The sequence below is a fragment of the Streptomyces sp. NPDC049627 genome (assembly GCF_044465645.1).
In the GTDB taxonomy this organism is placed as follows: Bacteria; Actinomycetota; Actinomycetes; order Streptomycetales; family Streptomycetaceae; genus Streptomyces.
Genome location: NZ_JBITLW010000018.1, coordinates 172,016 through 186,671, shown reverse-complemented (window position 1 = coordinate 186,671; position 14,656 = coordinate 172,016). Strand labels below are relative to the sequence as shown.

General features: G+C 72.8%; 14 protein-coding genes. All 14 read left to right on the top strand.

What is annotated here, in order from left to right; translation table 11 throughout:
• Positions 1–711 (top strand): biotin/lipoyl-containing protein (locus ACIBU0_RS39260; RefSeq protein WP_398828353.1); only part of this gene is annotated, 711 nt, incomplete at its 5' end.
• 213 nt (positions 712–924) lie between these two features.
• A complete protein-coding gene (locus tag ACIBU0_RS39255; RefSeq protein ID WP_398828351.1) occupies positions 925–1,254 on the top strand; it encodes a TcmI family type II polyketide cyclase in 330 nt (109 codons plus the stop codon).
• Positions 1,251–2,522: a beta-ketoacyl-[acyl-carrier-protein] synthase family protein gene (locus ACIBU0_RS39250; RefSeq protein WP_398828349.1), complete on the top strand. Its 1,272-nt coding sequence runs from the start codon at positions 1,251–1,253 to the stop codon at positions 2,520–2,522. The genes ACIBU0_RS39255 and ACIBU0_RS39250 overlap by 4 nt, the downstream gene beginning before the upstream one ends.
• The gene (locus ACIBU0_RS39245) at positions 2,519–3,730 is read left to right on the top strand and encodes a ketosynthase chain-length factor (protein ID WP_398828347.1); all 1,212 of its coding nucleotides are present in this window, start codon (positions 2,519–2,521) and stop codon (positions 3,728–3,730) included. Before ACIBU0_RS39250 ends, ACIBU0_RS39245 begins: the two co-directional genes overlap by 4 nt.
• Positions 3,731–3,779: 49 nt before the next feature.
• Positions 3,780–4,055 (top strand): acyl carrier protein, encoded by a 276-nt coding sequence (locus ACIBU0_RS39240; RefSeq protein WP_398828344.1) that lies wholly within the window; start codon positions 3,780–3,782, stop codon positions 4,053–4,055.
• A 196-nt stretch (positions 4,056–4,251) separates the two neighbouring features.
• Positions 4,252–5,037, top strand: a complete 786-nt coding sequence (fabG, locus tag ACIBU0_RS39235) for a 3-oxoacyl-ACP reductase FabG (RefSeq protein ID WP_398828342.1) — start codon at positions 4,252–4,254, stop codon at positions 5,035–5,037.
• A gap of 201 nt (positions 5,038–5,238) precedes the next feature.
• Complete coding sequence (locus tag ACIBU0_RS39230; protein ID WP_398828340.1) at positions 5,239–5,469, top strand: hypothetical protein; 231 nt, start codon at positions 5,239–5,241, stop codon at positions 5,467–5,469.
• Between the two features lie 359 nt (positions 5,470–5,828).
• Positions 5,829–6,779: an aromatase/cyclase gene (locus ACIBU0_RS39225; protein WP_398828338.1), complete on the top strand. Its 951-nt coding sequence runs from the start codon at positions 5,829–5,831 to the stop codon at positions 6,777–6,779.
• Between the two features lie 2 nt (positions 6,780–6,781).
• Positions 6,782–8,263, top strand: a complete 1,482-nt coding sequence (locus ACIBU0_RS39220) for an FAD-dependent monooxygenase (RefSeq protein ID WP_398828336.1) — start codon at positions 6,782–6,784, stop codon at positions 8,261–8,263.
• Positions 8,264–8,306: 43 nt separating this feature from the next.
• Positions 8,307–9,932, top strand: coding sequence for an FAD-dependent monooxygenase (locus ACIBU0_RS39215; RefSeq protein ID WP_398828333.1), 1,626 nt, complete (start codon positions 8,307–8,309; stop codon positions 9,930–9,932).
• A 4-nt stretch (positions 9,933–9,936) separates the two neighbouring features.
• The gene (locus ACIBU0_RS39210; RefSeq protein ID WP_398828330.1) at positions 9,937–10,815 is read left to right on the top strand and encodes an alpha/beta hydrolase; all 879 of its coding nucleotides are present in this window, start codon (positions 9,937–9,939) and stop codon (positions 10,813–10,815) included.
• Positions 10,812–12,149, top strand: coding sequence for an MFS transporter (locus ACIBU0_RS39205; RefSeq protein ID WP_398828328.1), 1,338 nt, complete (start codon positions 10,812–10,814; stop codon positions 12,147–12,149). Before ACIBU0_RS39210 ends, ACIBU0_RS39205 begins: the two co-directional genes overlap by 4 nt.
• Entirely contained in the window at positions 12,146–13,012 is an 867-nt protein-coding gene (locus ACIBU0_RS39200) for a 4'-phosphopantetheinyl transferase family protein (protein ID WP_398828326.1), read from the top strand. Before ACIBU0_RS39205 ends, ACIBU0_RS39200 begins: the two co-directional genes overlap by 4 nt.
• Positions 13,009–14,652, top strand: coding sequence for an acyl-CoA carboxylase subunit beta (locus ACIBU0_RS39195; RefSeq protein WP_398828324.1), 1,644 nt, complete (start codon positions 13,009–13,011; stop codon positions 14,650–14,652). The genes ACIBU0_RS39200 and ACIBU0_RS39195 overlap by 4 nt, the downstream gene beginning before the upstream one ends.
• The last annotated feature ends 4 nt before the right edge of the window (positions 14,653–14,656 follow it).

The following is a 14,656-nucleotide window of genomic DNA, read 5'->3' as shown; positions in this document are numbered from 1 at the left end:
TTCGCCGCACCGTCGGGCCCGGGCGTGCGCCTGGACGCCGGCGTGGAGTCCGGCAGCGTGATCGGCCCGGCCTGGGACTCCCTGCTCGCCAAGCTCATCGTCACCGGCGCCACCCGCGCACAGGCCCTCCAGCGCGCCGCCCGCGCCCTGGAGGAATTCCAGGTCGAGGGCATGGCCACCGCCATCCCCTTCCACCGCGCGGTCGTCAAGGACCCCGCCTTCGCCCCCGAACTCACCGGCAGCCAGGACCCGTTCACGGTCCACACCCGCTGGATCGAGACCGAGTTCGTCAACGACATCAAGCCCTTCACCACCCCCACCGACGCCGAGCCCGACACCGAACCAGGCCGCGACACCGTCGTCGTCGAGGTCGGCGGCAGGCGACTGGAGGTCTCCCTGCCCGCTTCCCTCGGCATGACCCTGGCCCGCACCGGCCTGGCCGCCGGGGCCAAGCCGAAACGCCGCGCGGCGCGGAACTCGGGTCCCACCGTCTCCGGCGACACCCTCGCCTCCCCGATGCAGGGCACCGTCGTCAAGGTCGCCGTCGAGGAGGGCCAGGAGGTCAAGGAAGGCGACCTCATCGTCGTACTCGAGGCGATGAAGATGGAACAGCCGCTGAACGCCCACAAGTCCGGCACCATCAAGGGCCTGTCGGCCGAAGTCGGCGCCTCCCTCACCTCCGGTGCCGCCATCTGCGAGATCAAGGACTGAGGACGTCCCGAGGGAGGTGCGAATCGTGACGCATGACAACGGGCCCGACGCGCCCGCCCCCCAGCCGCCCACCTGGCTTCTGGCCGGCGAGGACGAAGAGAACGACAGTGACCACCCGCATATCTGCCGGGGCATCGACTGACGGAATTCGACTCCCTTTCCGCGCTCCCCTTCAGTGCTCCCCTTCCCACGCACCATTTCCAAGGAGAGATCATGCACAGCACCCTGATCGTGGCTCGGATGGAACCGGGCTCGGCAGTCGATGTCGCCAAGCTGTTCGGCGCATTCGACGAGTCCGAGATGCCGCACCTGATGGGTACTCGACGCCGTCAGCTCTTCCACTACCGAGGTCTCTATTTCCATCTCCAGGATTTCGATGCGGACAACGGTGGCGAGCTGATCGAGAAGGCCAAGTCCGATGAGCGCTTCGTGCGCATCAGCGAGGACCTGAAGCCGTACATACAGGCGTACGACCCGGCCACCTGGCGGTCACCCGCCGATGCGATGGCCACGCGCTTCTACTCCTGGGAGGCGTCCCGATGAGCGGCCGTCGAGTCGTCATCACCGGGATCGAGGTCCTCGCGCCCGGAGGCGTCGGCAAGAAGCACTTCTGGGACATGCTGAGCGAAGGCCGTACCGCCACGCGGGGGATCACCTTCTTCGACCCGAGCCCGTTCCGCTCGCAGGTCGCCGCGGAGATGGACTTCGACCCGGAGCAGCACGGACTCGCCCCGCAGGAGGTCCGCCGCATGGACCGGGCCGCGCAGTTCGCGGTGGTCGCGGCGCGCGGCGCGGTCGCGGACAGCGGGATCGACCTCGCCGCCCACGAACCGCACCGGGTGGGCGTCACCATCGGCAGCGCCGTCGGCGCCACGATGGGCCTGGACGAGGAGTACCGGATCGTCAGCGACGGCGGCCGGCTGCACCTGGTGGACCACGAGTACGCCGTACCGCATCTCTACAACTACTTCGTCCCCAGCTCCTTCTCGGCCGAGGTCGCCTGGACGGTCGGCGCGGAGGGCCCCAACACCGTGGTGTCCACCGGCTGCACCTCAGGCATCGACTCGGTCGGTTACGCGGTCGAGCTGATCCGCGAGGGCTCGGCCGACGTGATGATCGCCGGGTCCTCGGACGCGCCGATCTCGCCGATCACCATGGCCTGCTTCGACGCCATCAAGGCGACGACCCCGCGCAAGGAGGACCCCGAGCAGGCCTCGCGCCCCTTCGACGGCACCCGCAACGGGTTCGTGCTCGGCGAGGGCTGCGCGGTGTTCGTCCTGGAGGAGCTGGAGAGCGCCCGGCGGCGCGGGGCGCACATCTACGCCGAGATCGCCGGCTACGCCACCCGCAGCAACGCGTACCACATGACCGGTCTGCGGCCGGACGGCGCCGAGATGGCCGAGGCCATCACGGTGGCGCTGGACGAGGCCCGGATGAACGTGGACCAGATCGACTACATCAACGCCCATGGCTCCGGCACCAAGCAGAACGACCGGCACGAGACGGCCGCCTTCAAGAAGAGTCTGGGCGAGCACGCGTACCGCACGCCCGTGAGCTCCATCAAGTCGATGGTCGGGCACTCGCTCGGCGCGATCGGCTCGATCGAGATCGCCGCGTCCGCGCTGGCGATGGAGCACCACGTGGTGCCGCCCACGGCGAACCTGCACACCCCCGACCCGGAGTGCGACCTGGACTACGTGCCGGTCACCGCGCGCGAGCAGCTGACCGACGCGGTGCTGACGGTGGGCAGCGGGTTCGGCGGCTTCCAGAGCGCGATGGTGCTCGCCCGTCCCGAGAGGAGCATGGCATGAGCGCGGTGGTGGTGACGGGGCTGGGCGTCACGGCCCCCAACGGCCTGGGCGTGAGGGACTACTGGGAGGCGACGCTCGCCGGGAAGAGCGGGATCGGGCGGATCACCCGCTTCGACCCCTCGCAGTACCCGGCGCGCCTCGCCGGCGAGATCCCCGGCTTCGCGGCCGAGGAGCACCTGCCGAGCCGGCTGCTGCCGCAGACCGACCGGATGACCCGGCTGGCGCTGGTCGCCGCCGACTGGGCGCTGGAGGACGCCGGGATACGGCCGCAGGAGCTGCCCGAGTCCAGCATGGGCGTGGTCACGGCGAGCTCGTCGGGCGGTTTCGAGTTCGGCCAGGGCGAGCTGCAGGCGCTGTGGAGCCGGGGCAGCCAGTACGTCAGCGCGTACCAGTCGTTCGCCTGGTTCTACGCCGTCAACAGCGGCCAGATCTCCATCCGGCACGGCATGAAGGGCCCGAGCAGCGTCGTCGTCAGCGACCAGGCCGGCGGTCTGGACGCGGTGGCACAGGCACGGCGGCAGATCCGCAAGGGGACCGCGGTCGTGGTCTCCGGGGCCGTGGACGCCTCCATCTGCCCGTGGGGCTGGGTCGCCCAGCTCGCCGCGCAGCGGCTGACCACGCGCGACGAGCCCAGCCAGGCATATCTGCCCTTCGACCGGGCGGCCGACGGGTACGTGCCCGGTGAGGGCGGCGCGCTGCTCGTCATGGAGTCCGAGGAGTCGGCGCGCTCGCGCGATGCGCGGATCTACGGCGAGATCGCCGGGTACGCCGCCACCTTCGACCCCGCCCCGGGCAGCGAGCGTCCGCCGGCCCTGCGCCGGGCGATCGAACTCGCCCTGGACGACGCCCGGGTGGGCGCCGACGAGGTGGACGTCGTGTTCTGCGACGCGGCGGCCGACCCCGAGCTCGACCGGATCGAGGCGGAGGCGATCACGGCGGTGTTCGGTCCGGGGGCCGTCCCGGTCACCGCCCCGAAGACGATGACGGGCCGCCTCTACTCGGGCGCGGCACCCCTGGACCTGGCGACCGCGTTCCTGGCCATGCGCGACGGGGTGATCCCGCCGACGGTGCACGTGACGCCGTCCCCGGACTACGCCCTCGACCTGGTCGTCGACCGGCCCCGCGAGGCCGTGCTGCGGACGGCGCTGGTGCTGGCCCGCGGCCACGGCGGCTTCAACTCGGCGGCGATCGTACGCGCGGTCGCCTGACCGCCCGAACCATCCCACGCACACCGATACGACCTGAAAGGAACCACCCGTGGAAACGCAGCAGTTCACCCTCGACGACCTCAAGCGCATCCTGATCGAGGGCGCCGGCGCCGAGGAGACCGTCGACCTCGACGGCGACATCCTCGACGAGGACTTCGAGCACCTCGGCTACGAGTCGCTGGCGCTGCTCGAGACCGGCGGCCGCATCGAGCGCGAGTACGGCATCGTCCTGGACGACGACGTCCTGTCGGAGAGCAACACGCCGCGCGCCCTCATCGACGCGGTCAACGCCCAGCTGGGGGACGGGTCGCAGGCCGCCGCCTGACGCTTCGTCCTACCCGACATTTCACGATCTCGCCGCCGCCGGACCCCCCACTCGACCGGCGGCGGCGTGCCCCCCACCCTTCGCATTCCCCGTAGCCCTCGCAGTCGTAGTTCTCGCAGTCGTAGTTACCGCAGTCCTTGAAGTTTTCGCAGTCCTTGAAGTTCTCGCAGTCCTCCACCAAGGGAGTTGAAAGAGCATGCCGCAGCAGACGCAGCGGGTCGCACTGATCACCGGGGCCACCAGTGGCATCGGCCTGGCGGCGGCCCGGCAGTTGGGCTCCGCCGGGCACCGCGTGTTCATCGGCGCACGCGACGCCGACAACGTGGCCGCGACGGTCAAGCAGCTCCAGGAGGAGGGCATAGAGGCGGACGGCGCCGCGGTGGACGTCCGTTCGCGGGACGCGGTCCGTGCCTTCGTGCAGGCCGCCGTCGACCGCTTCGGCGCCGTCGACATCCTCGTCAACAACGCCGGGCGCAGCGGCGGCGGGGTCACCGCCGACCTCGCGGACGAGCTGTGGGACGACGTCATCGACACCAACCTCAACAGCGTGTTCCGCCTGACCCGCGAGGTGCTCAACACCGGCGGCATGCGCGGCCGCAGCTGGGGCCGGATCATCAACATCGCCTCCACCGCCGGCAAGCAGGGCGTGGTCCTCGGCGCCCCCTACTCCGCCTCCAAGCACGGCGTCGTCGGCTTCACCAAGGCCCTCGGCAACGAACTCGCGCCGACCGGCATCACCGTCAACGCCGTCTGCCCGGGCTACGTCGAGACCCCCATGGCCCAGCGGGTCCGCCAGGGCTATGCCGCCGCCTACGACACCACCGAGGACGCGATCCTCGAGAAGTTCCAGGCCAAGATTCCGCTCGGCCGCTACTCCACGCCGGAGGAGGTCGCCGGGATGGTCGGCTACCTCGCCTCCGACACCGCCGCCTCCGTCACCGCCCAGGCGATCAACGTCTGCGGCGGCCTGGGCAACTTCTGACCCCGCCCGACTGCGGTCCGGCCTCCGGCCTGGCTTCCGGCCGGCTCCCCGTCCGGCTGCGGCCCGATCCCGCACGACTCCGACCTGGCCTTCGGCCCGACCCCGTCGGCTGAGCCCCAACCCGCCTGATTCCGGCGCGACCCCGGCTCGCGCCCGTCTTGGCCCCGCCCGGAAGCCCGGCCGACCCCGCCCCGATCGCCTTTGCCTGATACACGACCGGATCCGCACGGATCCATCCAGATCCACCCGGATCCGCTGGGCCGGACCAGACCCGCCCGGACCGGCCGGCTCCCGCCCGGCTGCGGCCCGATCCCGCACGACTCCGAACCGGCCTTCGGCCCGATCCCGCACGACTCCGAACCGGCCTTCGGCCCGATCCCGCACGACTCCGAACCGGCCTTCGGCCCGACTCCGTCGGCCCCCGGCGGCTGAGCCCCAACCCGCCTGATTCCGGCGTGACCCCGGCTCGCGCCGGGCTTGGCCCCGCCCGGAAGCTCGGCCGACCCCGCCCGATTGCCCCTGCCTGATCCACACCCGGATCCGCCCGGATCCATCCGCCCAGGCCAGACCCTGCCTGACCGCCCGGATCCACCAGGCCAGGCCCGCCCGGCCAAGCCAGGCCCGCCCGGCCAAGCCAGGCCCGCCCGGCCAAGCCAGGCCCGCCCGGCCAAGCCAGGCCCGCCCGGCCAAGCCAGGCCCGCCCGGCCAGGCCAGGCCCACCCGGACCGCCCGGATCCACCCGGCCAGACCAGACCCGCCCGGACCGACAAGAGGAAGAAGAGGACGAGGACGTGACCACGACGGAAGCAACGACCCGCGAGGTGGCGCACGAGATCACCGTCTCGGCCCCCGCCGACGCCGTCTACCGCCTGATCGCGGAGGTGGAGAACTGGCCGCGGATCTTCCCGCCCACCATCCACGTGGACCACCTGGAGAAGGGCGAGCGCGAGGAGCGCATCCGCATCTGGGCCACCGCCAACGGTGCCGCCAAGAGCTGGACCTCGCGCCGCACCCTGGACCCCGAGGGCCGCCGGATCACCTTCCGCCAGGAGGTCTCCGCACCCCCGGTCGCCGCGATGGGCGGCGCCTGGGTGATCGAGGAGCTGCCGGGCGGCGAGTCGCTGGTACGGCTGCTGCACGACTACCGCGCCATCGACGACGACCCCGAGAGCCTCGCCTGGATCGACGAGGCCGTCGACCGCAACTCCCGCTCGGAGCTGGCCGCCCTGAAGGAGAACGTCGAGCGGGCCCACGCCACGCGCGAGCTCACCTTCTCCTTCGAGGACACCGTCCTGATCGAGGGCTCGGCCAAGGACGTCTACGACTTCATCAACGAGGCCGACCGCTGGGTGGACCGCCTGCCGCACGTGGCCCGCGTCCAGTTCGAGGAGCCCACGCCCGGCCTTCAGGTCCTGGAGATGGACACCCGCGCCAAGGACGGCTCGACGCACACCACCAAGTCGTACCGGGTGACCTTCCCGCACCGCGCGATCGCCTACAAGCAGGTCACCCTGCCGGCCCTGATGACCCTGCACACCGGCCTGTGGACGTTCGAGGAGTACCCGCGCGGCGTCGCCGCCACCTCGCAGCACACGGTCGTGCTCAACCCGGACAACATCCAGCGCATCCTCGGCGCCGACGCGACGGTCGAGGACGCCCGCGAGTACGTCCAGGGCGCGCTGAGCACCAACAGCCGCGCCACGCTGGGCCACGCCAGGGACCACGCGGAGAAGAGCCGCTGACCATGGCCACCGACACCTCCCGGGCCACCCGGGTCATCGTGGTGGGGGCGGGCCCCGTCGGCCTGTTCCTCGCCGGCGAACTCCGCCTCGGCGGCGCCGACGTCGTCGTACTGGAACGGCTGCGCACCCCCACCACGGAGTCCCGCGCCTCCACGCTGCACGCCCGCACGGTGGAGCTGTTCGACTGCCGCGGTCTGCTCGACGCGCTCGGCGACCCGCCGCGCGAACCGCGCGGCCACTTCGGCGGCGTACCGATGGACCTGACCGTGCCCGGCCCGTACTCGGGCCAGTGGAAGGTGCCCCAGACCAGGACCGAGGAACTCCTCCAGGACTGGGCGGGGGCCCTCGGCGCGGACGTCCGGCGCGGCTGGGAGGTGCGCGAAGTCGTCCAGGACGGCGGGGGCGTGGAGGTCACCGCCGACACCCCGGACGGCATACGGCGGCTGCGGGCGGCGTACGTCGTCGCCTGCGACGGCGAGGACAGCACCGTGCGCCGGCTGACCGGCGCGGCCTTCCCCGGCACCCCCGCCGGGCGGGAGCTGCTGCGGGCGGACATCGCCGGGATCGACATCCCGAACCGGCGGTTCGAGCGCCGGGAGCACGGGCTGGCCATCGCGGCCCGGATGCCCGGCGGCGTCACCCGGGTGATGGTGCACGCCTTCGGCCGCCCGGCCCGGCAGCGGACGGGACCGCCGGACTTCGCCGAGGTCGTCGACGTATGGCGGCAGGTCACCGGCGAGGACCTCGGCGGCGGGCGCCCGGTGTGGCTCAACGCCTTCGGCGACGCGAACCAGCAGCTGGAGCGCTACCGCCACGGACGGGTGCTGTTCGCCGGGGACGCCGCCCACCGCCAGATGCCCAGCGGCGGCCAGGCGCTCAACCTCGGCCTCCAGGACGCGGCCAACCTCGGCTGGAAGCTGGCCGCGGTGACCTGCGGCCGCGCCTCTCAAGGGCTGCTCGACACCTACCACGACGAGCGGCACGCGGTCGGGCGCCGGGTGCTCGCCAACATCAGGGCCCAGGCGCTGCTGCTGCTCGGCGGGCCGGAGGTGGAGCCGGCGCGCACCCTGCTCGGCGAGCTCATCGACGCGGGGCCCGCCCGGGACCACCTCTCGGCGATGATCACCGGACTCGACATCCGCTACCCCGTCGGCGGCGGCACCCACCCCCTGCTCGGCGCCCGCCTCCCTCTCGGCCCGCTGCCCACACCGGACGGCCCGGTCGGCGTCGCGCAGCTGCTGCGGGACGGTCGCGGACTGCTGCTCGTCTCCGACTCCGCCCGCGCCGAACTGCGCTGGCTCGGCAAGGTCTGGTCCGACCGGGTCACCCCGGTGGCGGTACGACCGGACACCGCCGAGCCGCTGCACGGCGCCGACGGGCTGCTGGTCCGCCCCGACGGCCATGTCGTCTGGGCGGGCGCGGACCCGTGGGCGGCGACGGCGGCGATCCGCCACTGGTTCGGGCGGCCGGACGCGGGGCTGTGACCCCGCGGGACCTCGAAACACCAGAAGTCATGGCAAGTCGCACATGTTCCTATCGATTTGGGCGAGCCTCAGAGAGGGAAGCGCTGTGGACACGGATGTGATCGTTGTCGGCGCGGGGCCGACGGGCCTCATGCTGGCCGGAGAACTGCGGCTGGGCGGGGCCCGGGTCGTCGTCGTGGAGAAGCTGGCGGAGCCGACCGGGCAGTCCCGCGGGCTCGGCTTCACGGCCCGCGCGATGGAGGTGTTCGACCAGCGGGGGCTGCTGCCGCGGTTCGGCGGGCTGGAGAAGAGCCCGATGGGCCACTTCGGCGGCGTGCAGTTCGACTACACCGTCCTGGAGGACGCCCACTTCGGCGCGCGCGGCGTCCCGCAGTCGCAGACCGAGGCCGTCCTGGAGGAGTGGGCCGGCGAGCTGGGCGCGGACATACGGCGGGGCTGGGAGCTGACCAAGCTGGCCGAGGACGCCGACGGCGTCGAGATCGTCGCGGCCACACCCGAGGGCGAACAGCGGGTGCGCGGCGCCTACCTGGTGGGCTGCGACGGCGGACAGAGCGTCGTGCGCAAGGCGGCCGGTTTCGACTTCCCCGGGCTGCCGGCCACGCGCCGCATGTACCTGGCCGACGTCACCGGCTGCGACATCCGCCCCCGCTTCCTGGGGGAGCGGCTGGACAACGGCATGGTGATGGCCGCGCCGCTGGCACCGGGCGTCGACCGGATCATCGTGTGCGAGGACGGCACCCCGGCCGGGGACCGGCCGCAGGCGGTGGAGTTCGACGAGGTCGCGGCCGCCTGGGAGCGCATCACCGGAGAGTCGCTGGCCGGGGGCGGCGCCGACTGGGTCAGCTCCTTCACGGACGCCACCCGTCAGGTCTCCGCCTACCGCAAGGGCCGGGTGCTGCTCGCCGGGGATGCCGCGCACGTCCATCTCCCGGCCGGCGGACAGGGGCTCAGCACGGGCGTCCAGGACGCCGTCAACCTCGGCTGGAAGCTGGCCGCGGTGGCCCGCGGGGACATGCCGGACGCCCTGCTCGACAGCTACCACGACGAACGGCACCCCGTCGGCGCCCGGCTGCTGATGAACACCCGCGCGCAGGGCATGATCTTCCTCGGCGGCGCCGAGGCCGACCCCGTGCGCAAGGTCTTCGGCGAACTGATGGAGCTCACGGAGGTCCGCCGCCGGCTGGCCGGCGTCGTCAGCCACCTCGACATCACCTACGACTTCGGCTCCGCCCCCGGCGCCCATCCCCTCGTCGGCCGGCGTCTCCCCCCGCGCCCGCTCCGGCTGGCCGACGGCACGCAGACCACCACCACAGCCCTGCTCCACCCGGCCCGCGGTGTCCTGCTGGACCTCGCCGACGACGCCGGCCTCCGGGAGCGTGCGGCCGGTTGGGCCGACCGGATCCCGGTCGTCACGGCCACCCCCGAGACCCCCGAGGTCTTCTCCGGAGCGACGGCGCTGCTGGTACGCCCGGACGGCCACGTGGCCTGGGCAGCCGGAGGAGAGGACACCGCCCCGATGAGCGACCCGCACGACACCGCCGCGCAGGCGCAGGCAGCCGCCGCGGCGACCCCCGCTGCCCCCGAGGCCACCGAGACCGACGTCGCCGCCGGCATCGACAGCCTCGTCACCGCCCTCCACCACTGGTTCGGCACTGCGGAGGTGGCGTAGCGCCATGACCACCGCGTCCCTGTCCGTCGGCCCGCGCGTGCGGCGGATCACGCTGGATGCCGCCGGGCACACCCTGTCGGCCCTGCTGAGCGCGCCTCAGGACACGCCGCCGCGTGCCACCGTCGTCGCGCTGCACGGGGCCGGGATGAGCGCGGGGTACTTCGACGGCGGGGCCCAACCGGACGCCTCACTGTGCGCGTTGGGAGCGCATCTGGGGTTCCAGGTCCTCGCCGTCGACCGGCCCGGCTACGGCGACTCGGCCGCCGGGCTCCCCGAAGGCCTGGACCTCGCCGGGCAGGCCCGCGTCCTGCGGGCCGCGCTCGACGACTTCCACACCGAGTACCCCGTCGGCACCGGCACCTTCCTGCTCGCGCACTCCTTCGGCGGCAAGCTCGCCCTGACGCTGGCCGCCGAGGCCCCGCCGGCCGACCTGCTGGGCCTGGACATTTCCGGCTGCGGCCACCGCTACGCCCCGCGCTCCGCGGAACTGCTCGCCGGACCCGACCGGGCCCGCTGGAAGCACAACTGGGGCCGCCTCGCCCTCTACCCGCCCGCCACCTTCCAGCGCAGCGCCGCCCTCGTGAAGCCCATCCCCGAACAGGAGTTGCGGGCCGCCTCGGACTGGCCGGAGGTGTTCGACGCGCTCGCCCCGCGCGTGCGCGTCCCCGTACGCCTGACGTTCGCCGAGCACGAACTGTGGTGGCGGCACGACGCCGACGCCCTCGACGACCTGCGCGCGAGGCTCAGCGCCGCGCCGCGTGTGGTCGTCGACCGGCAGCCGGACGCCGGGCACAACATCAGCCTGGGGCGCACGGCCCGCGCCTACCACTTGCGCGCGCTCGCCTTCTTCGAGGAGTGCCTGCCGGAGCGGGACGGTCCATGACCCCATCCGAATCCAGGACACCAGGACGGCCGGACAAGTCCCCAGGCCCGCCGGACAAGTCCGCAGGGCTGCTGGCCACCGGCCTGCGCTCGCTGACCGTGCGCAACTTCCGGCTCTTCGCGGCCGGTCAGATCGCGTCCGCGACCGGCACCTGGATGATGGTCGTCGCCCAGGACTGGCTCGTCCTCGACCTGAGCGGCGACTCCGGCACCGCCCTCGCCACGGTCACCGCGCTGCAGTTCACGCCGATGCTGCTGCTGACCCTGTACGGCGGGCGTATCGCCGACCGCTACGACAAGCGTGCCCTGCTGACCGGAGCCAACGTCGTCTCCGGTGTGCTCGCGCTGCTGCTCGGCCTGCTGGTCACCGGCGACGCGGCCCGGCTGGGGCACGTCTACGTGTTCGCGCTCGCCCTCGGCGTCGCGGGCGCCGTGGAGGTGCCGGCCCGGCTGTCGTTCATCGCCGAGCTCGTCGGACCGGACCTGGTGCCCAACGCCTCCGCGCTCAGCGGCGCCTACTTCAACATCGCGCGGGTGCTCGGCCCGTCCCTGGCCGGGCTGCTGATCGAGGCGGCCGGCACCGGCACCGTGATGCTGCTGAACGCGGCGAGCTACGCGGCGACCGTGGCCGGACTGCGCGCCATGCGCCCCGCCGAACTGCACCGCTCGCCCCGCCCGGCCGCGCGCGACGCCCGCGTCACCGAGGGACTGGCCCATCTGCGGTCCAGGCCCGACCTGGTCGCGACGCTGACCCTGCTCGCGGCGGTGTCGCTGTTCGGCCTGAACCTCCAGCTGACCCTGCCGCTGATGGCCCGCACCGTCTTCCACACCGACGCCGCCGCCTTCGGCCTGCTCACCGCCGCGCTCGCCGCCGGGTCGCTGCTGGCCGCCTTCACCGGCACCCTGCGCCGCGGCCGCCCCCCGGCCCGCCTGGTCATCGGCTGGGCCTGCGCCTTCGGCGCCCTGGCGGCGGCCACGGGGTGGGCACCGAACCTGCCGACGGCGCTGGTGCTGCTCGTACCGACCGGCTTCGCGTCCCTGTACTTCGCGCAGGCCGCCAACCACCGCATCCAACTGGGCAGCGACCCCGCCTACCGGGGCCGGGTCATGGCCCTCTACACCCTGATCCTGCAAGGCAGCGCCCCGCTCGGCGCCCTGTTCGTCGGCACCGTCACCCAGTACCTCGGCACCCGCTCCGCACTGTGGGCGGGCGGCCTGATCTCGCTGGCGGCCGCGCTCGTCGCGGCGGTGGCCGACCGCAGCGACGCACGAGCCGGGGCACCCCCGGCCGAGCGGACGCAGGCACCCACGACCGGAACCCGGAGTCGCCCGTGAACCTCCCCCTCGTACCGAACACCCCCCGCACCGCCCGGGAGCTGGGCCCGTCGGACCTGCACATCTGGCTGCTGCCGCCCCCCGCCTCGCCGCGCGACGTCCCGGTCGGCGAACTCGACCAGGACGAGCGCCGGCGCGCCGCCGCCTACCGTCGGCACAGCGACCGGCAGATGTACGCCGCCGCCCATGTGGGCCTGCGCCGGGTGCTGTCGGTCTACACCGGCGTCGCACCCCGGCGGCTGCCCCTCGGCCGGGAGTGGTGCGAGGAGTGCGGGGAACGGCACGGCCGGCCGGTCCTGGTCGACCTGCCGGGCGCCCCCGAGTTCTCGCTCTCCCACAGCCACGGCCTGGCCCTGGTCGCGGTGGCCCGCACCCGGGTCGGCGTCGACGTCCAGGCACTGCCGTCACCGGAGACCGTCGAAACCTGTCTGCCCCTGCTGCACCCGGCCGAGCGCCAGGAGATCACCCGGATCCCGACCGACGGGCGCCAGACGGCCTTCGCCCGGCTGTGGTCCCGCAAGGAGGCGTACCTCAAGGGCCTCGGCACCGGACTCGCCCGCGCGGCCGACCTCGACTACCTGGGCGAGGCCGCCGAGTCCTGGCGCCCGACCGGCTGGACGGTGCGCAACATGCCGCTCTGCGACGGCCATGTCGGCGCCGCGGCGCTGGCCGGCGACAAGGACTGGCGGGCCGCGATGCACCCGGTGCCCGCCGAGTGGCTCTACGCCCGGGACGCCGTCGAGCGCATCTCCGAGGTCGAACCGGGCCTGCGCACGGTGCTGCGCGCCCACGATCCGTCCTCCGTCCGCACGCACGCCCTCATCGACACCAGGAACAGGAAGGAAAGGGCCCAGGCATCATGACCGTCACCGACCCAGAAGCTCCCGTGGCTCCCGAAGCTCCCGTGACGACCGAAGCTCCCGCGGCTCCCGTGCTCGACACCGCCCCGGACGCCCCCGAGACGGACCGCCTCACAGAGCTGCGCACCATCAAGGAGCTCGCCCGCACGGGCCCCGACCCCAAGGCCACCGAGCGCCAGCACGCCAAGGGCAAACTCACCGCCCGCGAACGCATCGAACTCCTCCTCGACCCCGGCTCGTTCACCGAGGTCGAGGCCCTGCGCCGGCACCGCGCCCAGGGCTTCGGCCTGGAGGCGAAGAAGCCGTACACCGACGGTGTCGTCACCGGCTGGGGCACGGTGGAGGGCCGTACGGTCTTCGTCTACGCCCATGACTTCCGCATCTTCGGCGGCGCCCTGGGCGAGGCCCACGCCCAGAAGATCCACAAGCTGATGGACATGGCGATAGCGGCGGGCGCACCGCTGGTGTCGCTCAACGACGGTGCGGGCGCCCGCATCCAGGAGGGCGTCTCCGCCCTCGCCGGCTACGGCGGCATCTTCCAGCGCAACACCAAGGCCAGCGGCGTCATCCCGCAGATCTCGGTCATGCTCGGCCCGTGCGCGGGCGGCGCGGCGTACTCGCCCGCCCTGACCGACTTCGTCTTCGCCGTGCGCGACATCTCCCAGATGTTCATCACGGGCCCGGACGTGGTGAAGGCGGTGACGGGCGAGGAGATCACCCAGAACGGCCTGGGCGGCGCCGACGTGCACGGCGGCACCTCCGGAGTGGCCCACTTCGTCTACGACGACGAGCGCACCTGCCTCGAAGAGGTCCGCTACCTCCTCTCCCTGCTGCCGTCCAACAACCGCGAACTGCCGCCCGTCCACCCCGCCTCCGACCCCGCGGACCGCCCCGGCGACGTACTGCTCGACCTGGTCCCCGAGGACGGCAACCGCTCCTACGACATCCGCAAGGTGATCGAGGAGATCGTCGACGACGGCGACCACCTGGAGGTCCACGCCGCCTTCGCCACCAACATCGTCTGCACGCTGGCCCGCCTGGACGGGCACGTCGTCGGCATCGTCGCCAACCAGCCCGCCTCCATGGCCGGTGTGCTCGACATCAGGGCGAGCGAAAAGGGCGCACGGTTCGTGCAGTTCTGCGACGCCTTCAACATCCCGCTGATCACCCTGGTCGACGTGCCCGGCTTCCTGCCCGGCGTCGACCAGGAGCACGAGGGCATCATCCGCCGCGGCGCGAAACTCCTCTACGCCTACTGCAACGCCACCGTGCCCCGCGTCTCGGTCGTCCTGCGCAAGGCCTACGGCGGCGCCTACATCGTCATGGACTCCCGCTCCATCGGCGCCGACATCGCCCTCGCGTGGCCCACCAACGAGATCGCGGTGATGGGCGCGGAGGGCGCCGCGAACGTCGTCTTCCGCCGGGAGATCGCGGCCGCCGACGATCCCGAGGCGATGCGCCGCCAGAAGATCAAGGAGTACAGGACCGAACTGGTCCACCCCTACTACGCGGCCGAGCGCGGCCTCGTCGACGACGTCATCGACCCCCGCGAGACCCGCCAGATCCTCAGCCGCTCCCTGTCGATGCTCACCGCCAAGTCCACCGCCCTGCCCACCCGCAAGCACGGCAACCCGCCCCAGTAGGAGG

Excerpts from the sequence above, each read along its gene's own strand:
- ACIBU0_RS39250 (WP_398828349.1), top strand. The coding sequence starts at position 1,251 with ATGAGCGGCCGTCGAGTCGTCATCACCGGGATCGAGGTCCTCGCGCCC.
- ACIBU0_RS39195 (WP_398828324.1), top strand. The coding sequence starts at position 13,009 with ATGACCGTCACCGACCCAGAAGCTCCCGTGGCTCCCGAAGCTCCCGTG.
- ACIBU0_RS39245 (WP_398828347.1), top strand. The coding sequence starts at position 2,519 with ATGAGCGCGGTGGTGGTGACGGGGCTGGGCGTCACGGCCCCCAACGGC.
- fabG (WP_398828342.1), top strand. The coding sequence starts at position 4,252 with ATGCCGCAGCAGACGCAGCGGGTCGCACTGATCACCGGGGCCACCAGT.
- ACIBU0_RS39215 (WP_398828333.1), top strand. The coding sequence starts at position 8,307 with ATGTTCCTATCGATTTGGGCGAGCCTCAGAGAGGGAAGCGCTGTGGAC.
- ACIBU0_RS39220 (WP_398828336.1), top strand. The coding sequence starts at position 6,782 with ATGGCCACCGACACCTCCCGGGCCACCCGGGTCATCGTGGTGGGGGCG.
- ACIBU0_RS39255 (WP_398828351.1), top strand. The coding sequence starts at position 925 with ATGCACAGCACCCTGATCGTGGCTCGGATGGAACCGGGCTCGGCAGTC.
- ACIBU0_RS39210 (WP_398828330.1), top strand. The coding sequence starts at position 9,937 with ATGACCACCGCGTCCCTGTCCGTCGGCCCGCGCGTGCGGCGGATCACG.
- ACIBU0_RS39205 (WP_398828328.1), top strand. The coding sequence starts at position 10,812 with ATGACCCCATCCGAATCCAGGACACCAGGACGGCCGGACAAGTCCCCA.